Raw genomic sequence first — 24696 nt, 5'->3', positions numbered from 1 at the left:
TTTGGGAGGGCACGTTGGAATCCTTGTCGTCCATTGGCTTGCTGGGCGCCTTCGCGGGTGGCCTTGTCTCATTCTTTTCCCCCTGTACCCTGCCCTTGCTCCCGGCATACCTGTCGGTGGTTACGGGAGGAAGCGCCGGGAAAAAGGACAAGCGCTTGGAAGCCCTGATTCTCAGCTCTTTCTTCATCTTGGGATTCACCATGGTTTTTATCATGCTGGGCTTGGGGGCCAGCAGCATTGGTCAGTTGCTTCGAGGCTATCGGAACGAGTTCAACTGGATTACGGGAGGCGTGGTCATCCTCCTAGGCGTCTTCATGACCGGTATACTTCGCTTGCCACTGCTGCAACGAACGCTGCAGTTTTCACCCAATGTCCAGGGTGGCTCACCGCTATCGGCAACTATCTTTGGCGTGTCCTTCGCCATTGGCTGGACACCCTGTATCGGTCCCATCCTGGGAGCCATCCTGATGGCGACCGGCAGTGCTGTCAGCGCCCAGGCCGGCATGGTCTATCTGACAAGCTATTCTCTTGGTCTGGCACTTCCTTTCTTGGCTAGCACCATCTTTCTGAACGTCATGACGCAAAACAGCCGGAAGCTCGGTAGGTGGAGTGCCTATACAAGACCTGTGGCGGGCACGATCGTGATCGTCATGGGGATTGCGATCGCGACAGGCACCATGACCCAGCTTTCAAGTTTCATGCTGGGACTCTTTCCTTCCCTTGCAACTCTGGGGTAGTTCAGACGCTGATCGTTTTTACGGAGATGCCACCATGACCAACTCTGTCGACACGTCCCACGTCCCGGAGAGGAATATCGGCATCGGCGAACTGGCCCGGCGTGCCGGCTGCAAGCCCGAAACGGTTCGCTATTACGAGAGCATCGGGCTGGTGAGCGACGCGACACGTACCGAGGGCGGTCAACGCCGCTACGGAGAGGAAGCCGTCAGGCGGCTAACCTTCATTCGCCATGCTCGGGACTTCGGCTTCTCGGTGGAAGCGGTGCGTGAACTGCTGGCCATGTCAGACCAGCCCGACATGCCGTGTCAGGAGGTCGACGCCATTGCCAAGCACCACCTGGAGGAGGTCGAGTCGCGGTTGCAGCGGCTCTCCGCACTGCGTGACGAGCTCAAACGGATGGTCAGCCAGTGTGCCGGGGGGAAGGTCGAAAGCTGCCGGATCATCGAAGTGTTGAGCGATCATCAGCTTTGTATCAGCGACCAGGCCCACGGAGGCGCTCACGACCTGGGGTAGGCGCCTGGAAGGGTCGGCAAGCTAGCCCAGCGAGACATCCAGGAACAGCATGAGTACCAACCCCACCGAGAGCCCCAACGTCGCCTTGTTCTGGTGGCCACTTCGGTGGGTCTCGGGAATGATCTCATGGCTGATGACATAGAGCATGGCGCCGGCGGCGAAGGCCAGCCCCCAGGGGAGCAGCACTTGTGACATGCTGACGACTCCCGCACCTAGCAGGCCACCCAGCGGCTCTACCAGCCCGGTGAGGGAGGCAATGGTCCAGGATCGCCAGCGTGAATAGCCTTCACCCAGCAGTGCCACTGCCACCGCCAGGCCTTCCGGCGCATTCTGCAGGCCGATACCGATGGCAAGGGGAAGTCCCCCTTCGCTTCCCCCTGCTCCAAAAGCCACACCAACCGCCAGACCCTCTGGCAGGTTGTGGATCGTGATGGCAATGATGAACAGCCAGATTCGGCGAAGCGATGCTGCCTGTGGCCCTTCACGCCCCTGCTCGAAATGCTCGTGGGGGAGTCGCTCATTCAGCAGGGCGACCAGCCCCATCCCCATCAGTATCGACGCGCAGGCAATGACGGCAGGCAAGACGCTACCGCCATAGCGCAGTCCAGAGGCTTCCAGGGAGGGAATGATCAGTGAAAAGAAGGACGCCGCCAGCATGACACCGGCGGCGAATCCGAGTGCCAGGTCGCGAACGGCACGATCGGGCGCCTTGCTGATCAGGATAGGTAGCGCTCCGATCGCGGTCATCGAACCGGCGGCAAGACTACCCAAAAACCCCAGCGTGACTGGAGAGACACCTTCCATAGACCCTTCCCCTTTGGAGGGTTGGTACTGCAGGGAATGTTGAGTCACACGACGATAGCCATTACATGGCCACCGCTGCGTCTCATACAACAAGCCAGCCTGGCGGCCTATCGATTATCCAAGGCGACCAGACCAGACGTACCGATGGCTTTTTTCAGACGACCACGAGCCTCGAAGAGCGCGCTTCGATAATCCTGGGGTGTCGGTGACTCCCCCAGAATGATGCGCTGCCCCTCCTCCAGGGGATCGACAGGTCGGTCACCCACTCTCACTTCGTAGTGCAGGTTGGGCCCCGTGGTGAGTCCGGAGGCCCCGACTTCACCCAGCGTGTCGCCGGCATTGATGGCGTCCCCGACCGACAGGCCGGAGGCGAAGCGACTGAGATGCGTATAGCGACTGAGAGTGCCCCTCTCGTGCTCTACCTCCACGACACGACCATAACCTCCCCGGCGACCGACGAAGGAGACCCGCCCCGGCGCCGTCGCCATGACTGGGGTGCCGCGAGGGGCGGCAAGGTCGACGCCGTCATGACGACGTACCCCACCGTAAACGGGATGGCGTCGATTGCCGAAGGCGGACGTCAGGCGTGCGCCGAGCACCGGGAACCGCTTCGTCTCCACAAGGCTACCGTCCTTGAAGAGCATCACGGTGGCTCTCTGGTCCGTCGGCCATACCATCTCCAGTCGTGCCGACGGGTCAGCCAATCCCATATAGGTCAGACGGGGAGGCCCGACTCGCGTGCCATCCTCTCGGCGATCCTCTTCCCACAGTAACTGCAGGCGCTCCGCGCCCGAGATATCTCGGGCTGTGTCCATGAGTCCGCCTAGCAGCACCTCGAGGTCCATGGCGAAACGCGTGGGTATCCCCTCTGCCGCCAAGGCGGCATAAAGTGACGTTTCGATGTCCACTTCACGGCCCAGAGTCAGGGTGTCGAGACGAGGCGGGACAATCCGCGTCGACGGCCGCTCCCCCAGTGTAACGACGTATTGAATACCCGAGTCACGCTCGATGGCCACCGACACCGGCTGTCCGGTCGTCAGAGAGGTGACAGTGAGACGGTCTCCAGGCCGCAAGCCTCTTGGGTCGAACCTCCCCGCCAGCGATGTCAACGCTTGGGTGCGCGTCTCGGCATTCACGCCAAGCTGCAACAGCAGTGCGTTCAGGGTATCCCCTGGTGCCACGGTGAGCTCTTGGGCGACGATCTCGGGCGGCTGAACGGCCAAGGGCGCTGAGCCCCTCTGCGCGAGAGCTTGTGCCCTGGCCGATGCCGGTTCGCTCGGTGATAGCAAGGTGTTCTCTTGCCAATGGGCCTCGGCCAGCAGAGGGCCCAGACCCACCAACCCTAGCAGCAACCAGCGCCGTGTCATGACGCATCGTCCTCGCCAGCGACCTCGGTCACCTCACGATTGACGGCGTCGACCAGTTCCTGCATGCCGAAGGGGTCCAACAGCTCACCATTGACGAAAAAGGTCGGCGTCTGGCGGATCTGGTTGGCCTTGACGTCTTCCTTGTCCTGGTCAATGACCGCTTGTACCTCGGGGGAATCAAGTTGTTCCTCTGCTGCAGCCCTGTCCAGACCGGCCTCGCTGGCGATATCCAGAATAGCGGCCTCATCGAAGCTGCCATGAGCCGCCCACTGGCTCTGCCGGGCCAGCAACGCTTCCAGCACCGGCTGGAAGACGTCCTGGCGCCTGGCGACTTCCAGCACGCGAATGGCGGTATCGGACACGTCTCCGTGGAAGGGCGTGTAGCGCACCACCAACCGCACCTGGTCGGGATACTCTTCCTGGATGCGCTTGGTCAGCGGATAGAAGGCACGGCAGGCCTCACAGGCCGGGTCGAAGAACTCCACGATGGTCACCGGCGCTTCTTCCGGCCCCAGAATAGGCGAGTGTGAGCGCACCAGAGAGTTTTCGGCCTGAGCGCCATCCTGGCTGGCCGCCTCGGCGCCCATGCCCAACAACGAGGGTCTCGCTACGATCACGATGAGGGCGGTCAGCATCAACGCGCCAACCAGGATAAACGTCGCTTTTTTGTACATTGACTTCTCCAATTCAAGTGGTTAAGCGGAAAGCAAGACCAGAGAGCTGCTGAGTAGATCTCAACCGCTGTTGGGTGCCTAAGTCGGCGAATAGTGACGTGTCATCCATGCCCATAAAGATTGGCTCTCTGATGCGCATGATCAATATGCTCGAATTCCAAGCTGGAGTGGCCAATGTCAAAGCGCGCTTTTAGCTGAGCCTTGATATCCGCCTTGATCGCCTCAAGCTGCTGCCAGCCGGCTTCCGTGAGCACCACGTGACAGTCAAGCGCGGCAGTGCTTTCCTGCATTTGCCATAGGTGGACATGATGTACATCCTGGACACCCTCGACGTCACGCAGCGCATCAATGACTGATTGGCCGTCGATATCGGGTGGCGATCCCAACATCAGTGTCCGGATAGGGCCACCAATCTCCGTAAAGGCGAGATAAAGAATATAGAGCGCAATGCCGATCGTAATCGCGGGGTCTACCCAGCGCATGTCGTATAGCAGAATCAGCGAGCCCCCAATGATCACGGCGAGGGACGCAAGCGCATCAGATAGGTTGTGCAGAAACAGGGCCCGAATATTGACGCTATGCTTTTGCATCGACCAGGTAAGCAAGGCCGTGAGCGCGTCGACTGCTAAGGCGACGGCACCGATGACAACGATGATCCAGCCCTGAACCGCTGGCGGGTCGATCATGCGCATGGCGCCTTCGTAAATCAGGTAGACGCCGACGAGAATGAGCGTGGTGTAGTTGATCAGCGCCGCCACAATCTCGATTCGTCCATAGCCAAACGTCATCTGTGAGTCTGGCGGTCGTCTTGCTATCTTGCGGGCCGCAAAGGCAATGACGAGCGCCGCCATGTCGGAAAAATTATGCAGCGCATCCGCGATCAGCGAGAGGCTTCCCGCCAGGATACCCCCAACAATCTGAGCAACGGTCAATATCCCGTTGGCCCAGATGGCGATGCTCACCCGACGGTCACCAGAGGTGGGGTCAAGATGGGGATGATCGTGATGATGTCCCATGCGTCGTCCTTGTGGTGTCACCTGATGACGCGACAGTATAAAACCTATACCAACTCGAGCTTCAAGCCCGAATTATAATGAATACCGAGCCAAGGCTAGGCGTGGTGGAACTTTGCATAGTGGGCGCTGTAACAGACATGGTTACCATGTCCCATGCCCCGGAAGGAGCCCATTGTGATACCCAAGCCTCACTCGCACACCTGGCTGATGAGCCTAGCTTTACTCTTGATGCTGGCGACGCCAGTCCTCGCCGAGCCACGGCTGCCAGACTTCACGGCGCTGGTCGACAAGGCCGCGCCGGCCGTCGTCAACATCTCCACCTCACGGGAGGTTGAGAGGTCCATGACGTCCTCTCGGCAGTTTGGGGGGCAGGAGGTGCCGGAGATCTTTCGAGAGTTCTTCGGCGACCGTCTCCCGATGCCACCCGGCGGGGCGCCCAATCGCAATGAGGACCCACGTCAGTCACTGGGATCGGGCTTCATCTTCGATGAAGACGGCTACATCATGACCAACGCCCACGTGGTCAAGGGCGCCGACAAGATCCTGGTGCGCTTCAACGACCGTCGCGAACTCGAGGCCAAGCTGGTGGGGGCCGACGAGAAGACCGATGTGGCGGTGCTCAAGGTCGACACCGACAACCTGCCTACCCTGGAGCTGGGCAACTCCGACGACCTTCAAGTCGGCCAATGGGTCGCTGCCATCGGCTCCCCCTTCGGCTTCGACCACTCGGTGACGTCTGGGATCATCAGTGCCATCAACCGCACGCTGCCCCAGGACGTCTACGTTCCCTTCATCCAGACCGATGTGGCGATCAATCCGGGCAATTCCGGTGGTCCGCTGTTCAACCTCGACGGTGAGGTCGTGGGCATCAACTCCCAGATCCTGACCCGCAGCGGGGGCTACATGGGCCTCTCCTTCGCCATTCCCATCGATGTGGCGCTGGACGTGGCCAACCAGCTGCGCGAAGAGGGCTACGTGAGCCGCGGTTGGCTGGGCGTCAGCATACAGCCGGTGTCCAAGGACCTGGCGGAGTCCTTCGGCATGGAACAGGCCGAGGGTGCCCTGATCGCCCAGGTCGAGCCCGGCAGCCCTGCGGAGAAAGACGGGATTAAGGCAGGTGATGTCATTCTCGAGGTCAACAGTCAGGTAGTAGACCACTCCACCACGCTGCCGCGCCTGGTCGGTCAGACGAGTCCGGGGGAAGAGGTCGAGCTCATGGTGCTGCGCGATGGTCAGCAGGAGACCATCTCTGTGGAAGTTGGCGAGTGGCCGGATGCCGGTGCCGATCAGGCCGAGGGCGACCCGGTGCGCCTCGGGATCGTGGTTCAGCCGCTGAGTAGCATGGAGAAGCGCCGGCTTGGCATTGATCATGGGGTACGCATCGCCAAGGTCGATCCGACCGGTCACGCCGCTGCCGCCGGCATTCGCCCCGGCGATGTGCTGGTCAGCCTGGGCCAGCAACCGATAGAGAGCCCGGAACAGCTGACGGAGTTGCTGACCAACCTGCCGGACGACCAAACGGCGCCGGTTCTGCTCAACCGCGACGGCCGTGCCTATTTCGTGGCCCTGCGAGTGGGCAATGGTGGCTGACCGCGACTGAGTAGCGTTCAATACATCAGTACAGCGGCGCCCTGGCGAGTAGGATCGCTGGGGCGCTTCTTCAGACTCTCGTGCATTCTAATGCGCAGCTAGGTTGCCTACTAATTAAAAGATTGCCGCCAAATATCCGGCGGTTTTTTAGTCCAATCCGTTGTGTTCCAATGGCTGAGTTATTGTCAAATGCCCACGCCACCTGGCACGTTCCCGCGAAGCCATGGTTAAAGCAACATCGAGGCCCTATCAAAGCCCAGTGTAGGCAGGATTTTGCTATGTTGTTGCCGGTGTGCTTTTTCCCTTGTTGACGAAGCTCCACCTCCACTATGTGCTGGATGAGTGGTAAAAAAAACGGAGGTATCCGGATTAAATGGTTTATAGAGCCTCCCTGCTCCCTGAACCCTTAATCCTCCCAGAAGGTTGAGAGATCGACGCCGTAGTTCTTCTCGGCCTCGGGGAGACCCATGTTGTAGGTCATGGTGGCTCTGCCTAGGAACGGGGATTCCTTGGCCTGCGGCGCTTTCTTCTTATGCTTGGTGGTGTAGAGCATCCGGGCTCGCATCACCTCGAACGAATAGCCTCGGCCATCGCGGTTCTTGTCCTTGGCCAAGCGGTTGATCGACTCCGTGAAGGCGTTGGTGATCGGGATGTCGGTCTCGAAGTAGGTCAGCATCTCCTCTCGCCAGCCACTGACGGCAATGACGAGATCCTTCCAGACCTCCTTCTGCCCTTGCGGAATGTCGTCAATCCAGCGTGCCAGCGCCTTCTCGGCATCGCGCCGGCTGGTGCAGTCCCAGATGTGGAAGAACCGCTCTTTGTGCTCATAGGCCTCCAGGAGTTGGGGGAAGGCTCCCTGATCTTGCCCAGCAACAGTGGACACCCCGTTAAGGTATTACACTCAACGAGGTGACCCATGGCAAAGCAAGCAACGTCGATGAAGAAGACCCGCGCCCGTTACTCCGATGCCTATCGTGAGGAGGCTCTTGCCCTCGCTGACCGAGTGGGGGCTGCAGCCGCCGCCCGTGAGCTGGGCCTGCAGACCAGCCAGCTCTATCAATGGCGCGCCAAGGCCCAGCAGAAGAAGAACACGTCCGATCGCGAGCAATCACTGGCTGATGAGAACGCCCGACTTAAGCGGCAACTCGCTGAAATGTCGGAGGAATTGGCCATAACAAAAAAGGCCGCGGTGTACTTTGCGAAGAGCCTGAAGTGAAGTACGCCTTCATCCAGCAGCATCGCCAGGCATTCAGCACCCAGCGTATGTGCGCTGTGCTCGGTGTGGCACGCAGCGGCTACTACGCCTGGCGACAGCGTGGTGGCAAACCGTCCCCGCGGCGCCGCCAGCAGGCCATTACCGACCAGCGTGTGGCTGAGGCCTTTGAGCACGGCAAGGGGCGCTCAGGCGCCCCTAGGCTGACTCACGACCTCAACGGGGCCGGTGTATCGGTCTGCCGGAATACGGTCGCCGCCAGCCTCCGGCGGCAGAATCTGCGGGCGAAAGCGGCTCGCAAGTACAAGGCCACCACAAACTCACGGCATGGACTGCCGGTGGCCCCCAACCTACTGAAGCAGGACTTTACCGCCGATGCGCCGAACCAGAAATGGGTCGGCGACATCACCTACCTGGCGACCGGTGAAGGCTGGCTCTACCTGGCGGTGCTGATCGACTTGTACTCACGCAAGGTCATCGGCTGGGCGATGAGCGACCGCATGACGGCTGACCTGGTCGGTGACGCCCTCAAGATGGCGTTGTGGCGCCGTAAGATGCCCAAGCAGGTGATCGTACATTCGGATCGCGGCAGCCAGTATTGTTCGACCCTGTACCAGTCACTGGTGATCCAGCACGAGCTGAAGTGCAGCATGAGTGCCAAGGGCAATTGCTACGACAATGCGTGCGCCGAGAGCTTCTTCCACAGCCTCAAGGTCGAGGCCATACATGGCGAGCGATTCGAGACGCGGAACGCGATGCGGCGACAGGTATTCGAGTACATTGAGTTGGACTACAACCGGCAACGGCGGCACAGTGCAATCGGGATGATCAGCCCAGAGGCCTTCGAGGCTCGAATGATCGCTTAGGCTGGTGTCCACTATTGCTGGGTAAGATCACCCGTCCAGGTTTCCATGATGAGATGTTCGCGGTCTGTGAGGTCGTGAGCCCGCTTCAGCAAGATCTTCCGGTCACCTTTGAGAGTTCGCCGTTGATTGGCTGTCAGGTCTTTCCTGAGGCCCTTGCGAATCTTCTCTAGCGCCTCGTTGGCCATGCGCACCACATGGAACTTATCGACCACGATACGAGCCTGTGGCAATACCGCCTGAACGGCGCGACGGTAGGGCTTCCACATGTCCATGCTGACGATCTCTACCTTGTGGCGGTCGGTCATGTTCATGAGTCGCCTTGTTACTGCGTCCTGCTGTCGGCCGGGCAGTAGGTCCAGCAGGGTGCGTTCCTCCAGATTGGTCAGGATGCAGCGGTAGCGACGGTTCAGGTACAGCTCATCGATGCCCAAAAAACGGGGCGTCTCAAAGCGGTGCCAAGCCGCCAAGAACTCGGCCTTCTTCCTAAAGATCTCGCGGATGGTCTTCTCGTCGAGCCCCGTGGTATCGGCAACGTAGGCGTAGGGGTGGTTAAAGGCTTCCTTCTCGACGTGGTTGTATAACCTCCGGGTCATGCGCTGGTTGTCCATCATCTCGGGAAGCGCTGGGCGAAATGTCTTTCCGCAGGCCCGGCAAGTGTAGCGACGACGGACCACCCATAGAGTGACACGCTTGCCGTGGATGGGTAGATCTCGGTAAGCCACATCGCGCTTGCCGAACCTGACGAACTCTCCCTCTACGCCGCACTCCTTGCAGGCCACCGGGACCGGAGCTTCAAGCTGAAAGTGGAGATCATGCTCTTCCGTCTTTGTACCCAGGATGCGGTATTCCGGTAGGTGAAGAATGTTGTCGGCCAAAATGGTCATACAAACGTTCCTTGTGCCTCTTTGTCATGTCACGACGGCCATTTCGTGTGGTGGCCATCGATGACAAAGATGTGCCGATGCCTGCCCCTCGGGTGATGGTGAGGATGGCGATGCGGTTCAGGCCCCTCCCAGCCCTCATGTTCATGCTGGTGGTGGTCGTCATGGTAATGCAGGTGGGAGTGCTCCACAGGAGCATGGTCATGCTCGAGCGCCACCGGGTCCCGTGACGGCCAGACACGGGTCGCGAGCGCCGTAGACACCAGAGCAATCGTCCCCAGCAGGGCGAAGGTCTCGATCAGGCCCGCCTGCGACCCGAACCAGCCGGCCAGCGGATAGGCCACCAGCCAGCAGCCATGCGACAGAGAGAACTGCGCGGCGAACAACGCCGGCCGGTCCTCTGAGTGACACGATTGCTTGAGCAGGCGACCGGTGGGCGTCATGACCAGCGAGGCGCCGGCGCCTAGCAGAAACCACAGCCCCATCAGGCCGATAAATCCGGGAGCGAGCAGCCCAAGGAACAGGCTCACCGTCATCAACGTACCGCCCGCGAGCATGACCGGGCGCTCACGCACGCGCTCCAGAACCTTCGGCAGTAGCAGGGCCACCAGCATCGAACCGCCCCCCACCGCCGCGAAGGCCATGGCGACCGCCTGCTCGCCCAGGCCAAGGGTGGAGCGGACGTAGACCACGGTATTGACGATCTGCATGGCCCCTGCGGCCGAAACTGCCATGTTCAGGGCCAGCAGCCCGCGCAGCCGAGGCGTCTTCAGGTAGATTCTCATGCCGTGGGAGACCTTGCGCCACACGCTCGGCGACTCGTCCTCCGCCGCCTGGGGCGACGGCAGCACCACCGAGACGACCAGGCCGGCCGAGATCAGGAAGGCCAGGCCGTTGAGCAGGAACAGCACATCGAAGCTCATCACCATCAGCAGCACCGCGGCTGCCATGGGGCTTAGCAGGTTCTCGAGGTCATAGGCGAGTCGCGACAGCGACAGCGCCCGGGTGTACTGCCTCTCGTCCTCGAGGAGATCTGGGATCGTCGCCTGAAAGACCGGGGTGAAGCCTGCCGAGGCGGCGTTGAGCAGGAAAATCAGCACATAAATCTGCCAGACTTCGGCGACGAAGGGCAACGCACAGACCACGGAGGCCCGCAGCAGGTCCAGGCCGACCAGCAGCGTGCGGCGCGGCAGACGGGAGGCGTAGGCCCCGGCTAGTGGTGCGATGCACACATAGGCCACCATCTTGATGGCCAGTGCCGTGCCCAGAACGACACCCGCCTGTCCCGCCGCCAGGTCATGAGCCAGCAGCGCTAGGGCGACCGTCGTCAGCCCGGTGCCGGCGAGGGCGGTGACCTGGGCCAGGAACAGGTGGCGGTAGCGACGGTGACTCAGCACTTCGAGCATGCGGTTCTCCTTGCGACGAGAGAGCGGTTACAGGTAGCGAACGATCGCCTTGAAGTCGTCGACGTGGGCGCTCTGCGCCGGGTCCTGGGGGGCGATCGCTGCGTCCAGGCAGTGGTCGATATGATCCTGAATGAGGGTCCGCTTGGCCTGCTGAATCGCCTTCTCCACGGCGTGAAGCTGCTGGGCCAACTCCAGGCAAGGGCGCCCGTCCTCGATCATCCGGGTCACGCTCTCCAAGTGCCCGCCCGCACGCTTCAGGCGCTTGATAATGTCGGGATGCGACTGGTGGGTGTGTGATGTCATGGTCCGTTCCTTGTTGGTATTCCTATCCCCCTGGGGGGGATGTTAAGCTCCCGGGCGCTGTCGTGCCAATGCCCCATGGGGAAACGGCCCGATAGCGCCTAACTCCCGGTTTTCCGCTCTGGTGCTGATCTGTCCCTATGCTCAACCGCCTGTGCCATCGCCTCGGTCACCTGATCCTGCTGCTGCTGATCGCGCAGGGGCTGGTCATGTCCGGCATCGGCGAGATACGCGCGCATGGGCTGGTCGACTCGGCAGCGGTCGAGCACTCGCTTCAGGGAGAACTCCAGGCAGTGCATGGCCATGCGCACGGCCACGCGCATGTGTCGACCGACCACCAGCCGCTGCCGCATGACAGCGGTAGCCACTTCCACGAGACGGCGGGTCGGGTCACGGACGGGATCGTCGTGGCGCCCCTGATCCCCAGCACCATCCGGAGGCAGCAGCGGGATGGCCGCCCGCTTCGCCGTGCCTTCCGGCTCGAGCGTCCTCCACGGCCGGTCATCGCGGCATGACCGGGGTCGCCCGCTGGGTGACCATGATTCGATACCTAAACCGTGGAGAGTTTCATGTTTCCCTCATCGATGAGGGGCGTGTGCGGCGTGCCTGACAAGGCCCGACACTTCGCCCTGACCCTGTTCGCCCTGCTGGTATTGCTCCTAGGAGCCAGCGGCGATGCCCTGGCCCATGCCGTCGCGGAAGGCGACAAGGGCTATATCCAGGAGATCTACGGCATCCACCTGATGTCGTTCATCTACCTCGGCGCCAAGCACATGGTGACGGGGTACGACCACATCTTGTTTCTGCTAGGGGTGATCTTCTTCCTCTACCGGATGCAGCACATCGCCATCTACGTCAGCCTCTTCGCCCTGGGGCATTCCACAACGATGCTGGTCGGGGTGTACTTCAACATCGGCATCAACAGCTACCTGATCGATGCCATCATCGGGCTGTCGGTCGTCTACAAGGCGCTGGACAATCTCGGCGCCTACCAGCGCTGGTTCGGCTTCCAGCCCAACACCAAGGCGGCGACGCTGGTCTTCGGCTTCTTCCACGGCTTCGGCCTCTCGACCAAGATCATCGAGTACGAGATCTCCCCGAACGGCCTGGTCCCCAACCTGCTGGCGTTCAACATCGGCGTGGAGATCGGCCAGCTGCTGGCCCTGGGGGCCATCCTCATCGTGATGGGGTTCTGGCGGCGCACCGCCGGCTTCCTGCGCCATGCCTACACCGCCAATGTCGCCATGATGTGCGCCGGCTTCGTGCTGATCGGCTATCAGCTCACCGGCCTGTTCACCGCCTGATTTCAAGGAGTCCGAGATGTACAACACCGATATGCCTAACCGCGCCGAACTGCCCTCTACCGGGAAACTGATCCGCTCGACCCTGCTGGCCGCCGTGGCCGCCACCGTGCTGTTAGTCACCGTGGTCCTGCCGGCGGAGTACGCCATCGATCCCACCGGCGCAGGACGCCTCCTGGGGCTGACCGACATGGGGGAGATCAAGCAACAGCTGGCCGAGGAGGCCGAACTCGACCGGGCGAATACCGCGGCTGCGTCCCAGCCAAAGGCGCCGGCCGCGACCACGCCGGAGCGCTCCGAGGCCCAGGAGGTCGTCGCCGAAACCAGCGCCGAGCCGACCGACACCGCGCCTGACGCCTCCGAGGAGGAGGCCCCGGCGCCCGAGCCGGCCGCTACCTGGCGCGATGAGGTGCAGTTCACCCTGACACCGGGAGAAGGGACGGAATACAAGCTGACCATGGAGGAAGGCGCCGTGGCCCGCTTCGCCTGGGAATCCGAGGGCGGCCCGATCAACTTCGACACCCATGGCGACGGTGGTGGCAACGCCATTAGCTACGAGAAGGGACGGGGCGTGCCAGAGGATGAGGGCGACCTGGAAGCGGCCTTCACCGGTAACCACGGCTGGTTCTTCCGCAACCGCAACGATAACGACGTGACCGTCGTGCTGCGCCTCGACGGCGACTACGGCGAACTGAAGCGTATGCTTTGACCGCCATCCACTGGCCCTCACGGAGGGCCAGGGGCTCTATACCCACGAGGCCCTTCACCATCCCTACCAACCAAGAAATCCGTTGAGGACTAGAGCAAGAACCTTTCTGTGATAGCCAAATATCAACCAGATATTCCGGATACCCGTCTTCGGTTACCCCGACTTCCGCCCTGGCCAGCGCCCGGTGATCGAGGCGGTGGTGGAAGGCCGTTCGGCGGCGGCGATCTTTCCCACCGGCTCGGGCAAGTCGCTGTGCTACCAGCTGCCGGCCCTCCATCTGCCCCACCTGACGCTGGTGATCTCGCCGCTGCTGGCGCTGATGCAGGATCAACTGGCCTTTCTCGACCGCCACGGCATCGCCGCCGCCAGCCTCGACTCCAGCCAGAGCCGCGAGGAGGCTGCACGGGTGATGGCAGGGGTGACCCGCGGCGAGATCCGCATTCTGATGGTCTCGGTTGAGCGGCTCAAGAACGAGCGCTTTCGCGCCTTCATCCGCCGCGTGCCGATCTCGCTGATGGTGGTGGACGAGGCGCACTGCATCTCCGAGTGGGGGCACAACTTCCGTCCCGACTACCTCAAGCTGCCCGACTACCGCCACGACTTCGCCATCCCCCAGGTGCTGCTGCTCACTGCCACGGCCACCCCCAGGGTGATCGCCGACATGCGCGAGCGCTTCGCCATCGAATCCGGTGACGTCGCCGCCACCGGCTTCTACCGCGACAACCTGAACCTGGAGGTCGACCCGGCGCCGGCCGCGGCACGCCCACGGGCCCTGGTGGAGTGGTTGCGCCCGCGGCTGGCAACCGACCCGCCCCAACCCACCATCGTCTACGTCACCCTGCAGCAGACCGCCGAGCGCCTGGCCACCTACCTCGGCAAGGCAGGCCTGCCCGCCACCGCCTACCACGCCGGCCTCGACGGCGAGCGCCGCGACGCCATCCAGCGCGCCTTCATGGCCGGCGAGACGCCCTGCATCGTTGCCACCATCGCCTTCGGCATGGGCATCGACAAGGCCGATATCCGCAACGTGGTGCACTTCGACCTGCCCAAGTCGATCGAGAACTACAGCCAGGAGATCGGCCGCGCCGGGCGCGACGGTCAGCCGTCCGACTGTCTGATGCTGGCCGGCCGCGACCACCTCCACGTGCTCGAGAACTTCGTCTACGGCGACACCCCGGAGCCCCACGGCATCCGCCGGGTGATCGACGAACTGCAGAGCGCCGGCGGCGAATGGGAGCTCACGCTCAACCGTCTCTCGCAGGCCAGCGACATCCGCCCGCTGCCGCTCAAGACGCTGCTCGTCCAGTTGGAGCTGCGCGGCGTCATCGCGCCGCGCTACAGCTACTTCGCCGACTACCGCTTCCGCCTCGAGGGCGATCCCGAAGCGCTGATGGCCCGCTTCCAGGGCGAGCGGCGCGCCTTCGTGCAGGCGATCCTCGACGCGGCCAGCAAGGCGCGCACCTGGTACGCACTCGACTTCGCCGCCCTCGAACGGCTGGGCGCCGAACGCGGCCTGGACACGTCCCGCAGCCGCGTGCTCACCGCCCTGGACTACTTCGTCGACAAGGGCTGGATGACGCTGGAAAGCAAACAGATGACCGACGTCTACGCGGTGCTGCACAACGACCTAGACGCCGCCGAGCTGACCGACGAACTGCATGGCTACTTCCGCAGCAAGGAGCGCGCCGAAATCGAACGGCTGCACGCCATGCTGGCGCTGTTCGAATCCGACACCTGCCTCTCCCGGCGGCTGGCCGACTGGTTCGGCGACGCGCGCGCCCCGATGCAGTGCGGCCACTGTTCGGCCTGCCGCGGCCGGGTGGCCGTACTGCCTGCGGCCACGCCGAGCGAACCCTTGGCGCACCACGACCTCGCAGCGCTGTGCCGGCCACTGAAACAACGCCTGGTCGAGCACGGCGACGACCACCCCGCCACGCCCGACCGGCTGGCGCGCTTCCTGTGCGGCCTGACGAGCCCCCTGCTCACCCGCCTGAAGGCGCGGCAGCTGCCCGGCTTCGCCGCGCTGGAGGCCTACCCCTATGCCGAGGTTCGGGCGCGACTGGCCGCCGGCGCGGCCCCGAGAGTCAGCGGTCGTCATCGGTAGGCGGGGTCAGCGTCTGCAGGCTCGCTGGCAGCCGCGACTCGCCCATCAGGTAGCGGTCGATGTGGCGGGCGGCGTCGCGCCCCTCACCGATCGCCCACACCACCAGAGAGGCACCGCGCCGCGCATCGCCACAGGCGAAAACGCCGTCGAGTTCGGTCATCAGGGTCGCGTCGGCAGCCAGTACGCCGCGCTCGCTCAGGCCGACGCCCGCCTCGGCCAAGGCGTCGGCCTCGGTGCCGGCGAAGCCGATGGCGATCAGCACCAGATCGGCAGGCAGCCGGATGTCCGCCTCGAGGACCGTCTTGTCGACGCGCCGGCCGCGTTCGTCGAGGCTCCAGCGGACGCGCTCGGCGGTGAGCGCATCCACGGCGCCGTCGCCGTTCTCGTCGACGCAGGCGGTCACGTCCAGAGCATAGAGCGCACGGCCACCCTCCTCCAGCGCATAGGTCTGCTCGAAGGTGCGCGGCTGCCAGGGCCAAGGGTTGTCGGCGGGGCGCTCGAGCGGCGGCTGGTCGCGCACGCTGATCTGCGCCACGTCCGCCGCCCCCTGGCGGTGCGCCGTGGCCACGCAATCGGCACCGGTATCGCCGCCGCCGAGCACCACCACCCGCTTGCCCCGCGCGTCGATCACGGCCCCTTCCCGCCCCGCCTGGCGGCGATTCTCGGCGGTGAGGTAGGCCATGCCGAAGTGGATGCCGGCCAGCTCGCGACCGGGAATCGCCACGTCGCGGTGGCGCTGGGCGCCGGTCGCCAGGCATACCGCATCGTAGCGCCCGCGCAGCGCGGCGAGCGCGAGATCGCGGCCCACCTCGACGCCGGTGCGAAAGGCGATGCCCTCGCCGTGCAGCTGCTCGAGCCGCCGTTCGACCTGGTGCTTGGCGAACTTGAAGTCGGGAATGCCCAGGGTCATCAGGCCGCCCAGCGCCTCGTCGCGCTCGAACACCGTCACCGCGTGGCCGGCGCGGTTGAGCTGCTGGGCGCAGGCCAGTCCCGCCGGGCCGCTGCCCACCACGGCGACCTGCTTGCCGGTGCGCCGCGCCGGTGGCTCGGGGCGGATCCAGCCGCGCTCCCAGCCGCGGTCGACGATCGCCCGCTCGAGGCTCTTGATGGCCACGGCGTCGGCATTGTAGGCCAGCGTGCAGGCCGGCTCGCAGGGCGCCGGACAGGTATAGCCGGTGAATTCGGGAAAGTTGTTGGTGGCATGCAGGCGGTCGAGCGCCTCGCGCCAGCGGTCGCGGTAGACCAGATCGTTCCAGTCCGGAATCAGATTACCGATGGGACAGCCACCCATGCAGGCGGGCACGCCGCAGTCCATGCAGCGCTCGCCCTGCTCGCGAAGGTGCTCCTCGCGCCAGCTCGGCGCGTAGATCTCGCGGTAGTCGCCGATGCGCTCGCGGGGGGCGCGCTTGCCGATGGGCTCGCGCGGGTGCTTGAGATAACCGTCGGGATGGTTCTCGTCCATCAGGCCACCTCCCGGGCCGGCGCCGGCGGGCCGACGCGAATGTCGCGCCCGCGAGCGAGTTCGCGATCGACCACCTCGGCATAGGCCTCGGGCACCACCTTGACCAACCGCGCCACGGCGGTGGGCCAGTCGTCGAGCAGCGCCGCTGCACGCGCGCTTCCCGTATAGGCCAAGTGGTTCTCCAGCAGGCGCCGGATCAGGGCGATGTCGCGGGGTTCGCTCACGGCCTCGAGGGCGACGCGCTCGGGGTTGACCCGCTCCGCCAGGTCGCCCGTGTCATCGAGCAGGTAGGCTTCGCCACCGCTCATTCCCGCGGCGAAGTTCTTGCCGCAGGGGCCGAGGATCAATGCCACGCCGCCGGTCATGTACTCGCAACCGTGGTCGCCGATCCCCTCCACCACGGCAAGCGCCCCGGAGTTGCGCACGCAGAAGCGTTCGCCGGCCAGGCCGTTGACGTAAGCCTCGCCGCCGGTGGCCCCGAACAGCGCCACGTTGCCGACGATCACGTTGTCGCCGGCAGCAAAGCCGGCCGCTGGCGGGGTACGCACGCTGAGCCGCCCGCCCGAGAGCCCCTTGCCGACGTAGTCGTTGGCCTCGCCGGTGAGGTGCAGGCTGATGCCGCGGGCGACGAAAGCGCCGAAGCTCTGGCCGGCGGTGCCGGTCAGTCGCACCTCCAAGGTATCGTCGGGTGGCAGTTGGGCGCCGTAGCGCTTGACCAGCGCCGACGACAGCAACGTGCCGACGCTGCGGTCGCGGTTGCACACCGGCGCCTCGAGGCGCACCGCTTCGCCGCGCTCGAACGCCGGCGCCGACTCGGCGATCAGGCGCCGATCGAGCTTGTCGCCGAGCTGGTGGTTCTGCTCGCGCACCTTGTAGGGCGTGTCGCTCGATGCCACGCCAGCGAGCAACTCGCCGACATCGATGTCGATACCGCGTGAGTGGCTCACTTCGCGTTGGCGCAGCCGGTCGACCCGCCCGATCATCTCGCGGAGCGTGGCGAAACCCAGCGTGGCCATGATCTCGCGCAGCTCCTCGGCGACGAAACGCAGGTAGGTGACGATGTGCTCGGGGGCGCCGTCGAAACGCGCGCGCAGCTCGGGATCCTGGGTCGCCACTCCCACCGAGCAGGTGTTGCAGTGGCATTTGCGCAGCAGCAAGCAGCCCACCACCACCATGGGAGCGGTGCCGAAGCCGAACTCCTCGGCGCCCAGCAGCGCGGCGATCGCCACGTCGCGACCGGTCTTCATTCCACCGTCGACGCGCAAGCTGATGCGCGAGCGCAGGTCGTTGGCCATCAGCACGCGGTGGGTCTCGGCCAGCCCCAGCTCCCAAGGCGTGCCGGTGTGCTTGATCGAGGTCTTCTTGGCCGCCCCGGTGCCGCCGGCGTCGCCGGAGATCAGCACCGCATCGGCCCGCGCCTTGGCCACGCCGGCGGCGATGGTGCCGACGTTGGCCTTGGAGACCAGCTTGACGTGGATCTCGGCGTCGGGGTTGGCGCACTTGAGGTCGTGGATCAGCTGGGCGAGATCCTCGATGGAGTAGATGTCGTGGTGAGGCGGCGGCGAGATCAGCCCCACCCCGGGCACCGTGAAGCGTACCTCGGCGATGGCCGCATCGACCTTGCCGCCCGGCAGTTCGCCGCCCTCACCCGGTTTGGCGCCCTGGGCCATCTTGATCTCGATCTGACGGGCATTGGCCAGATAGTGGGCGGTGACGCCGAAGCGCCCCGAAGCGCACTGCTTCATGGAGTTTTCCGCCTCGGTGCCGAAACGCTCGACTTGCTCGCCCCCCTCGCCGCTGCCGGCCTTGCCGCCGATGCGGTTCATGGCGATCGCCATCGCCTCGTGGGCCTCGCGGGACAGCGCACCGAAAGACATCGAGCCGGTGCCGAAGCGCGGCAGAATCGCCTCCACCGGCTCGACCTCATCGAGGGGAATGGACCGGCTGGCGGTCACGTCGCCCTCGACATCGAAGGCGAGCAGGCCGCGCAGCGTCTGCAGGCTGGGCGCCGGGGCGTTGGCCAGCTCGGCGAAGCGGCGGTAGCTCTCCGCATCGCCGTGACGCGCCGCCTGCTGTAGGTAGCCGATGGTTCGAGGGTTCCACTGGTGCCACTCACCGTCGCGACGCCAGTAGAAATCGCCGCCCTGTGTCAGTTGCAGGCTGCCCACGATGCGCTCGCCGTAGGCTTCTGCGTGGGCCTTGACGACCTCCGCCTCGAGGGTAGCGAGCCCCACCCCGGACAGGTGCGCCGGGGTGCCGGCGAAGCAGTCGTCGACCAGTTCGCGGTCCAGGCCGATGCACTCGAAGACCTGCGCCCCCTTGTAGCTCTCCAGGGTGGAGATGCCCATCTTGGCCATCGTCTTGAGCAGACCATCCTCGAGGGCCGCTCGGTAGGCGCGGCACGCCGCGCCGGCATCGGTGACGTCGGCCAGCGCCCCGTCCGCCTGCAACCGCTCCAGGCTGCGGTAGGCGAGCCACGGATAGACGGCATCGGCGCCGTAGCCTACCAGGGTACAGAAATGATGCACGGCGTAGGGCTCGCCGCTGGCCAGTACCAGCGAGGCGCGGGTGCGCTTGCCGGCGCGGATCAGGCCGTGGTGGACGGCCCCTACGGCGAGCAGCGAGGGCATCGCCGCCCGTGCGGGCCCCACGCGCCGGTCGTCGAGTACCAACAGAGTGGAACCGGCATCCACGGCGGCCTCGGCCTCGTCGCGCAACCGGTCGATGCCATCGGCCAGGGACTCACCGGGCGGCTGGGTGGCGTCGAGGGTGTGCACCACCAGCCCGTCGCGGTCGAGAGCGGCCAGGGTGACGAACTCGCGGTCGTCGAGGATGGGACTGTCGAGGCGCAGGCGCCGACAGTGCTCGGGCGTCTCGGCGAGCAGGTTCTGCTGCGCGCCGAGGTGCGCGGAGAGCGAGGTGACCAGCGCTTCGCGCAGGTAGTCCAGTGGCGGGTTGGTCACTTGGGCGAAGAGCTGGTGGAAATAGGCGAAGAGCGGCTTGCGCTGCGCCGAGAGAACCGCCAACGGCGCGTCGTTGCCCATGGCGCCCAGTGGATCCTTGCCGGACTCGGCCATGGGGCCGAGCAGCACGCGCAGCCCCTCCAGGGTGTAACCGAAGGCGCATTGGTGGGCGGTGAGCGTCGCTGGGTCGAGAGGCTCTATGGCGGGCTGGGGAGCGACCGCGGCGAGATCGTCGAGCGCCACCCGGTGCCGGGCCAGCCATTCGCCGTAGGGAGCGGCACGAGTCAGACGGTCGAAGACCTCCGCTTCGGGCACCAGCCGCCCTTCGCGAGTGTCGGCGAGCAACAGTTGGCCGGGATGCAGCCGCCCCTGGGTGACGATGTCACCGACCGGGGTGTCCAGAGTCCCGCTCTCGCTGGCCATGATCAGAGTATCGTCGCGGGTCACGCAGTAGCGACAGGGGCGAAGACCGTTGCGGTCGATGACCGCGCCCACGCTCTCGCCGTCAGTGGCCACCACCAGCGCCGGCCCGTCCCAGGGTTCCATCAGCGTGGCGTGGTAGTCGTAGAAGGCGCGGCGTTGCGGCGCCATCTGCGCGTCCTTCTCCCAGGCCTCGGGAATCAGCAGGCGCAGCGCATGGGGCAGCGAACGTCCGCCGGCCAGCAACAGCTCCAGCACGTGGTCGAAGTCGGCGGAGTCGCTCTGCTCGTTCTCGGCGAGCACGGGCTTGATGCGCTCGATGGCCTCGCCCAAGCGCGGACTCGCCAACCGCGCTTCCCGCGCCCGCATCCAGTTGACGTTGCCGCGCAGGGTATTGAACTCACCGTTGTGCACCAAGGTGCGGTAGGGGTGGGCCAGCTCCCAGGCCCCCAGGGTGTTGGTGGAGAAGCGCGAATGAACCAGTACCAGGGCGCTTTCCAGCCGGTCGTCGCGCAGATCGGGATAATAGGTACCCAACTGGTCGCAGGTCAAAAGCCCCTTGTAGACGATCCGGCGCCGATCGAGGCTGCACAGATAGAAGAGCTCGGCGCCTTCACCGCACAGCCCGCGGTCGCGCACGCGGTTCTGGATCTCGCAGCGCAGCACGTAGAGGGCGACGTCCAGTGCCTCGGAGGCGAGGGCTGTCTCGGGGGCGAAAAAGGCCTGCATCACCACCGGTTCGGAGTCGAGCGCCGTACGCCCCAGGCCGCGGTTGTCGGTGGGCACCCGTCGCCAGGCCAGCAGGCGATGGCCGAGATCGGTGGCGGCCTCTTCCATCAGGCGCTGGATGGCGTGGCGATGCGAGGCGTCGCGGGGCAGAAAGCACTGGGCGACGCCATAGCTGCCGGCCGCGGGCAGCCCGGGCACCTCGTCGGCGAAGAAGCGGTGCGGCACCTGCAGCAGCAGGCCCGCGCCGTCGCCGGTGTTCTCCTCGGCCCCGCGCGCGCCGCGATGGTCGAGGTGGCGCAGCATGCGCAGGGCATCGGCGACCAGGCCATGGCTCGCCGCGCCACGCAGGCTGACCAGGGCCCCCACGCCGCAGTGGGCGTGGCCGTATCTCAGCTCGGGGAGGGTCTTGCCAGTCTTGCCTGCCGGGTATCGCATCAGCGTCGTTACCCCTGCCGGTGGCTTTGCGCCTATCCCATACTAGGTCAGTTTCGCGCTGCTGACAGGGGGGCGACCCCACCCGGCCGGCATGACGCTGCCGATCTTGACGAGCCCGCGCTCCATGCACGACCTTAACTGACGGGAGGCTTCACTCTCTCAGGCAATGAGGAAACACCATGGCTCAACTGGCACGGCAATCCTGCGAGGCTTGCAGCATCGACGCACCCCGCGTCACCGATGAGGAAGTCGCCACCTATCGTCGCGACATCCCCGATTGGAGCCTGGTCGAGCGCGACGGCGTTCAACAGCTGGAGCGCGTCTTCACGTTCGACGATTTCCAGCAGGCGCTCGACTTCACCAATCGCGTGGGCGCCCTGGCCGAGGAAGTCGGCCACCATCCGGCACTGCTCACCGAATGGGGCAAGGTCACGGTCACCTGGTGGTCGCACAAGATCAAGGGACTGCACAAGAACGACTTCGTGATGGCAGCCCGTACCGACGAGGTCGCCGACTGATCGCGCCGAGATTCCCGCCCCTGCACGTCTCGACTCCGCCCCGACCATGACGACTTCATGGTCGGGGCGTGTCGTTGGACACCACCAATGGACGAAAGCCAGCGCAACGATAAGAGATGTCTTACATAACGGAGCGTTCTGGGACTCGACTCGACAAGGCCCGCCTCGGCTAGGTTGAAGCAGGACACCAGCCGGGTGTCACTTTCGCCGCCGTTACCACAGGGAGGAGTCATGCAAGGATCATCGACCACGAAACGCAAGGGGCAGGCGCTGGTGGGGGGCTTGTTGCTCGGTATGCTGCTGACCTTTGCTACGCCGGGCATCGCCCAGGATCTGGCCCCCATCAACGTCAATACCGCCGACGCGGAGCTGCTGGCCGAGCTACCAGGCATTGGCCCCACCCGCGCGGCGGCGATCATCGAAGATCGCGATGCCAACGGCGACTTCGAAAGCCCCGAAGACCTGACTCGGGTCAACGGAATCGGCTCAGCCACCGTGGAGGGAATCGCCGACCAGATCGAATTCTGACATTGCGCGACTCAAGCGCTCCGTACGCGGGTCAAAACCACGACGCCGTCAGCCAGGGCTGACGGCGTCGCTGCGTCCGGAACCGCCTTACAGTCGCAGGCCGCCGTCGCACTCGATCACACGCCCGGTGAAGTAGTCGTTGGCGAAGATGAAAGCCACGCTCTCGGCGATGTCTTCCGGCTGCCCCAACCGCTTCAACGGCACCCCGGCGGTGAGTTTGTCGAGCATGTCCTGGCGCATCGAGGCGGTCATGTCGGTCTCGATGAAACCCGGTGCCACCGCACCCGCCCGAATGCCGTAGCGCGCCAGTTCCTTGGCCCAGGTAGTGGTCAACGAAACCACGGCCGCCTTGGCGGCGGCGTAATTGCTCTGCCCCATGTTGCCGGCCCGCGAGATGCTGGAGATGTTGACGATCACCCCTTGATGGCCCGCCTCGATCATCTGCGTGGCCGCCTCGCGCCCGCAAAGGAAGACGCCGGTCAGGTTGACGTCGATCACCTGCTGCCAGTGCGAGAGCGACATCCGCTTCTCGACCTTGCCGTCCCGCGCCTTGACCAGCAACGCATCGCGCAGGATGCCGGCGTTGTTGACCAGCCCGCTGACCGGTCCCAGGGTCTCGGCAACGTCGGCAAACGCCTGCTGCACCGACGCTTCGTCGGCGACGTCCACCACGAAGGCTCTCGCCTCGATGTCCGCCTGGTGCAGCCGTGTCACCGCCTCGTCGAGTGCCTCGCGATCGACATCGAGCAGTGCCAGCCGAGCGCCTTGGCGCCCCAGCCGCACGGCCATGGCAAAACCGAGTCCACGGGCCCCCCCGGTAATGGCGATCACGCGATTGTCGAGTTGCATGTTTCCCCCCAGTCCTTGAAATTCGCTACGAAAATGGATTGCCGGCGCCCAGTGAGACGAGATGCATGGCAATGAGAACGGAACACCGCTGCCATCGGCATCATTCATCGGCAGCCAAGGCAGCGAGCTTGAGTCACAGCCTAGCATTTATTGTGCGCTGCATCATTTGCTCGCCACCCCATGTCGACGCCCAGCGCTGATTTCGCACCTTGAATTTCCCAGGGTTACCCCCACGTCGAGGGGAACCGACAGTCAGGAGCCCTCATGCCTTTCCTGCTCTTCTTCACCCTGTTCGCCCTGCTCGATTTCGTCATCCTCTTTTCCGTCGGCGGCCAGATCGGCCTGCTGACGACATTGGGGCTGATACTGGCCACCGGCTTTCTCGGCCTGCACCTGGTCCGCCGCGAAGGCGCCGCCACCTTCGCCCGCGCCCGCCAGCGGCTGGAGCTTGGCGAAGTGCCTTCCAGTGAACTGCTGACCGGCGCCGCCCTGATCTTCGGCGGTGCGCTGCTGATGGCCCCCGGGTTCGTTTCCGATGCGCTCGGCTTCATATGCGTCATCCCCGGAGCACGACGCCTGGTAGGACGCGTATTGGCCCGCCTCAACCTCGGCGTACGGGGCATGGCCCATGCCCGCCGCTCCACGTACGCGAACGGTGAAGCCGGCTGGCAGAGCGACGACTCAAGGCCAGGGAGCGAGCGTTCGGAATCCCGAGCTCGAGATGACCGGCACGAGGGGCCGCTGGAAGGCGATTTCATCGGCCGCGACGAACCACGTCGTTGACGCGGCCTTCTTGATGCAGGAGGGCGCAATTTTTTTCATGGCGCCCCCTTGAAAGGGTTCGGCCCGTCCCCATTTCACGGTCAGCAAGCGATTTTGGTGTCGACACCGCTCGACACTTTCGACAGGGAAGGCGATCTTCGCCTCCCCCTTCCAGGGATCCTGGAAGGGTTGATGATGAACCGCCGGAATGCTTCCCGGCACAGCAAACCATCAGGAGAACGTGAGCAATGAACATCCGTCCCTTGCACGATCGCGTCGTCGTCCGTCGCGTTGAGGAAGAACAGAAGACCGCTGGCGGCATCGTGCTCCCGGGCAATGCCCAGGAAAAGCCGACACGTGGTGAAGTCCTCGCCGTCGGTAACGGCCGGATTCTCGACAGCGGCGACGTCCGTCCGCTGGACGTCAAGGTCGGTGACACCGTGATCTTCAAGGAAGGCTTCGGCGTCGAGAAGCAGAAGATCGATGGCGAAGAAGTCCTGATCATGAGCGAGTCCGACATCCTCGCCGTCGTCGAAGGCTAAACCGCC

The 24696-nt window shown here is 64.5% G+C and carries 21 protein-coding genes and 2 pseudogenes; 12 read left to right on the top strand and 11 right to left on the bottom strand.

Annotated elements, in window-relative coordinates; genetic code table 11:
• Nucleotides 1-14: 14 nt before the first annotated feature.
• Nucleotides 15-737 carry a cytochrome c biogenesis CcdA family protein gene (locus BLP96_RS08965; RefSeq protein ID WP_089685297.1) on the top strand — a complete coding sequence of 241 codons (723 nt, stop codon included), beginning with the start codon at nt 15-17 and terminating at the stop codon, nt 735-737.
• Between the two features lie 34 nt (nt 738-771).
• Nucleotides 772-1251, top strand: a complete 480-nt coding sequence (locus BLP96_RS08960) for a MerR family transcriptional regulator (RefSeq protein WP_089685295.1) — start codon at nt 772-774, stop codon at nt 1249-1251.
• Nucleotides 1252-1272: 21 nt separating this feature from the next.
• Here the strand turns inward: BLP96_RS08960 and BLP96_RS08955 are convergent, their stop codons facing one another.
• From BLP96_RS08955 to BLP96_RS08940, 4 genes are all read right to left on the bottom strand, one after another.
• Nucleotides 1273-2055 (bottom strand): ZIP family metal transporter, encoded by a 783-nt coding sequence (locus BLP96_RS08955; protein ID WP_023007116.1) that lies wholly within the window; start codon nt 2053-2055, stop codon nt 1273-1275.
• 107 nt (nt 2056-2162) lie between these two features.
• Nucleotides 2163-3422 (bottom strand): M23 family metallopeptidase, encoded by a 1260-nt coding sequence (locus BLP96_RS08950; RefSeq protein WP_089685294.1) that lies wholly within the window; start codon nt 3420-3422, stop codon nt 2163-2165.
• Complete coding sequence (locus BLP96_RS08945) at nt 3419-4096, bottom strand: DsbA family protein (protein ID WP_023007114.1); 678 nt, start codon at nt 4094-4096, stop codon at nt 3419-3421. The genes BLP96_RS08950 and BLP96_RS08945 overlap by 4 nt, the downstream gene beginning before the upstream one ends.
• A 101-nt stretch (nt 4097-4197) precedes the next feature.
• Nucleotides 4198-5112 carry a cation diffusion facilitator family transporter gene (locus BLP96_RS08940; RefSeq protein WP_089685292.1) on the bottom strand — a complete coding sequence of 305 codons (915 nt, stop codon included), beginning with the start codon at nt 5110-5112 and terminating at the stop codon, nt 4198-4200.
• A gap of 153 nt (nt 5113-5265) precedes the next feature.
• Between BLP96_RS08940 and BLP96_RS08935 the strand changes: the two genes are divergently transcribed.
• On the top strand, nt 5266-6702 hold the full coding sequence (locus BLP96_RS08935; RefSeq protein ID WP_422666815.1) for a DegQ family serine endoprotease: 1437 nt from the start codon (nt 5266-5268) through the stop codon (nt 6700-6702).
• A 406-nt stretch (nt 6703-7108) separates the two neighbouring features.
• Here BLP96_RS08935 and BLP96_RS08930 read toward each other — a convergent pair.
• Nucleotides 7109-7558, bottom strand: a pseudogene (locus BLP96_RS08930) (ISL3 family transposase); the annotation flags it as partial.
• Between the two features lie 60 nt (nt 7559-7618).
• Here BLP96_RS08930 and BLP96_RS08925 point away from each other — a divergent pair.
• A protein-coding gene (locus BLP96_RS08925; RefSeq protein ID WP_089685290.1) for an IS3 family transposase occupies nt 7619-8781 on the top strand; the annotation gives its coding sequence in 2 pieces (ribosomal slippage) (nt 7619-7877 and nt 7877-8781; 1164 coding nt in all).
• A 17-nt stretch (nt 8782-8798) separates the two neighbouring features.
• Here BLP96_RS08925 and BLP96_RS08920 read toward each other — a convergent pair.
• The 3 genes and pseudogenes from BLP96_RS08920 to BLP96_RS08910 form a co-directional block, all read right to left on the bottom strand.
• Nucleotides 8799-9665, bottom strand: a pseudogene (locus tag BLP96_RS08920) (ISL3 family transposase); the annotation flags it as partial.
• A 29-nt stretch (nt 9666-9694) separates the two neighbouring features.
• Complete coding sequence (locus BLP96_RS08915) at nt 9695-11068, bottom strand: MFS transporter (protein WP_023007108.1); 1374 nt, start codon at nt 11066-11068, stop codon at nt 9695-9697.
• A 27-nt stretch (nt 11069-11095) separates the two neighbouring features.
• Nucleotides 11096-11371 carry a metal-sensing transcriptional repressor gene (locus tag BLP96_RS08910; RefSeq protein WP_023007107.1) on the bottom strand — a complete coding sequence of 92 codons (276 nt, stop codon included), beginning with the start codon at nt 11369-11371 and terminating at the stop codon, nt 11096-11098.
• 137 nt (nt 11372-11508) lie between these two features.
• On the opposite strand from BLP96_RS08910, the gene BLP96_RS08905 reads away from it, so the two are divergent.
• The 4 genes from BLP96_RS08905 to BLP96_RS08890 all read left to right on the top strand — a co-directional run bounded on the left by BLP96_RS08905 (nt 11509) and on the right by BLP96_RS08890 (nt 15482).
• Entirely contained in the window at nt 11509-11883 is a 375-nt protein-coding gene (locus tag BLP96_RS08905; RefSeq protein ID WP_023007106.1) for a hypothetical protein, read from the top strand.
• A gap of 54 nt (nt 11884-11937) precedes the next feature.
• A complete protein-coding gene (locus tag BLP96_RS08900; protein WP_089685288.1) occupies nt 11938-12672 on the top strand; it encodes a HupE/UreJ family protein in 735 nt (244 codons plus the stop codon).
• A gap of 16 nt (nt 12673-12688) precedes the next feature.
• Entirely contained in the window at nt 12689-13378 is a 690-nt protein-coding gene (locus tag BLP96_RS08895) for a hypothetical protein (protein ID WP_023007330.1), read from the top strand.
• A 121-nt stretch (nt 13379-13499) separates the two neighbouring features.
• Entirely contained in the window at nt 13500-15482 is a 1983-nt protein-coding gene (locus BLP96_RS08890; protein WP_089685286.1) for a RecQ family ATP-dependent DNA helicase, read from the top strand.
• On the opposite strand, the gene BLP96_RS08885 is transcribed toward BLP96_RS08890, so the two are convergent.
• Together BLP96_RS08885 and gltB are read right to left on the bottom strand one after the other, a co-directional pair.
• Nucleotides 15463-16944, bottom strand: coding sequence for a glutamate synthase subunit beta (locus BLP96_RS08885; protein WP_089685284.1), 1482 nt, complete (start codon nt 16942-16944; stop codon nt 15463-15465). The genes BLP96_RS08890 and BLP96_RS08885 overlap by 20 nt on opposite strands.
• Nucleotides 16944-21491, bottom strand: a complete 4548-nt coding sequence (gene gltB / locus BLP96_RS08880) for a glutamate synthase large subunit (RefSeq protein WP_089685282.1) — start codon at nt 21489-21491, stop codon at nt 16944-16946. The genes BLP96_RS08885 and gltB overlap by 1 nt, the downstream gene beginning before the upstream one ends.
• Nucleotides 21492-21670: 179 nt before the next feature.
• Between gltB and BLP96_RS08875 the strand changes: the two genes are divergently transcribed.
• Entirely contained in the window at nt 21671-22009 is a 339-nt protein-coding gene (locus BLP96_RS08875; RefSeq protein WP_089685280.1) for a 4a-hydroxytetrahydrobiopterin dehydratase, read from the top strand.
• A gap of 231 nt (nt 22010-22240) precedes the next feature.
• Nucleotides 22241-22537, top strand: coding sequence for a ComEA family DNA-binding protein (locus tag BLP96_RS08870; protein WP_089685278.1), 297 nt, complete (start codon nt 22241-22243; stop codon nt 22535-22537).
• Nucleotides 22538-22624: 87 nt separating this feature from the next.
• Here BLP96_RS08870 and BLP96_RS08865 read toward each other — a convergent pair whose 3' ends face one another.
• Nucleotides 22625-23386: an SDR family oxidoreductase gene (locus BLP96_RS08865; protein ID WP_089685276.1), complete on the bottom strand. Its 762-nt coding sequence runs from the start codon at nt 23384-23386 to the stop codon at nt 22625-22627.
• A gap of 264 nt (nt 23387-23650) precedes the next feature.
• Here BLP96_RS08865 and BLP96_RS08860 point away from each other — a divergent pair, with 264 nt between their 5' ends.
• Complete coding sequence (locus BLP96_RS08860) at nt 23651-24169, top strand: FxsA family protein (RefSeq protein ID WP_089685274.1); 519 nt, start codon at nt 23651-23653, stop codon at nt 24167-24169.
• A gap of 227 nt (nt 24170-24396) precedes the next feature.
• The gene (locus tag BLP96_RS08855) at nt 24397-24690 is read left to right on the top strand and encodes a co-chaperone GroES (protein ID WP_043518768.1); all 294 of its coding nucleotides are present in this window, start codon (nt 24397-24399) and stop codon (nt 24688-24690) included.
• The last annotated feature ends 6 nt before the right edge of the window (nt 24691-24696 follow it).

Source organism: Billgrantia gudaonensis, from assembly GCF_900100195.1.
Classification (GTDB): domain Bacteria; phylum Pseudomonadota; class Gammaproteobacteria; order Pseudomonadales; family Halomonadaceae; genus Halomonas; species Halomonas gudaonensis.
Note: the sequence above shows the minus strand (reverse complement) of the source record. Positions and strands in the feature narration are given on the sequence as shown.

Excerpts from the sequence above, each read along its gene's own strand:
- BLP96_RS08915 (WP_023007108.1), bottom strand. The coding sequence starts at position 11,068 with ATGCTCGAAGTGCTGAGTCACCGTCGCTACCGCCACCTGTTCCTGGCC.
- BLP96_RS08940 (WP_089685292.1), bottom strand. The coding sequence starts at position 5,112 with ATGGGACATCATCACGATCATCCCCATCTTGACCCCACCTCTGGTGAC.
- BLP96_RS08945 (WP_023007114.1), bottom strand. The coding sequence starts at position 4,096 with ATGTACAAAAAAGCGACGTTTATCCTGGTTGGCGCGTTGATGCTGACC.
- BLP96_RS08960 (WP_089685295.1), top strand. The coding sequence starts at position 772 with ATGACCAACTCTGTCGACACGTCCCACGTCCCGGAGAGGAATATCGGC.
- BLP96_RS08875 (WP_089685280.1), top strand. The coding sequence starts at position 21,671 with ATGGCTCAACTGGCACGGCAATCCTGCGAGGCTTGCAGCATCGACGCA.
- BLP96_RS08900 (WP_089685288.1), top strand. The coding sequence starts at position 11,938 with ATGTTTCCCTCATCGATGAGGGGCGTGTGCGGCGTGCCTGACAAGGCC.
- BLP96_RS08950 (WP_089685294.1), bottom strand. The coding sequence starts at position 3,422 with ATGACACGGCGCTGGTTGCTGCTAGGGTTGGTGGGTCTGGGCCCTCTG.
- BLP96_RS08865 (WP_089685276.1), bottom strand. The coding sequence starts at position 23,386 with ATGCAACTCGACAATCGCGTGATCGCCATTACCGGGGGGGCCCGTGGA.
- BLP96_RS08955 (WP_023007116.1), bottom strand. The coding sequence starts at position 2,055 with ATGGAAGGTGTCTCTCCAGTCACGCTGGGGTTTTTGGGTAGTCTTGCC.
- BLP96_RS08885 (WP_089685284.1), bottom strand. The coding sequence starts at position 16,944 with ATGGACGAGAACCATCCCGACGGTTATCTCAAGCACCCGCGCGAGCCC.
- BLP96_RS08895 (WP_023007330.1), top strand. The coding sequence starts at position 12,689 with ATGTACAACACCGATATGCCTAACCGCGCCGAACTGCCCTCTACCGGG.
- BLP96_RS08860 (WP_089685274.1), top strand. The coding sequence starts at position 23,651 with ATGCCTTTCCTGCTCTTCTTCACCCTGTTCGCCCTGCTCGATTTCGTC.
- gltB (WP_089685282.1), bottom strand. The coding sequence starts at position 21,491 with ATGCGATACCCGGCAGGCAAGACTGGCAAGACCCTCCCCGAGCTGAGA.
- BLP96_RS08905 (WP_023007106.1), top strand. The coding sequence starts at position 11,509 with ATGCTCAACCGCCTGTGCCATCGCCTCGGTCACCTGATCCTGCTGCTG.
- BLP96_RS08870 (WP_089685278.1), top strand. The coding sequence starts at position 22,241 with ATGCAAGGATCATCGACCACGAAACGCAAGGGGCAGGCGCTGGTGGGG.
- BLP96_RS08855 (WP_043518768.1), top strand. The coding sequence starts at position 24,397 with ATGAACATCCGTCCCTTGCACGATCGCGTCGTCGTCCGTCGCGTTGAG.
- BLP96_RS08935 (WP_422666815.1), top strand. The coding sequence starts at position 5,266 with ATGCCCCGGAAGGAGCCCATTGTGATACCCAAGCCTCACTCGCACACC.
- BLP96_RS08910 (WP_023007107.1), bottom strand. The coding sequence starts at position 11,371 with ATGACATCACACACCCACCAGTCGCATCCCGACATTATCAAGCGCCTG.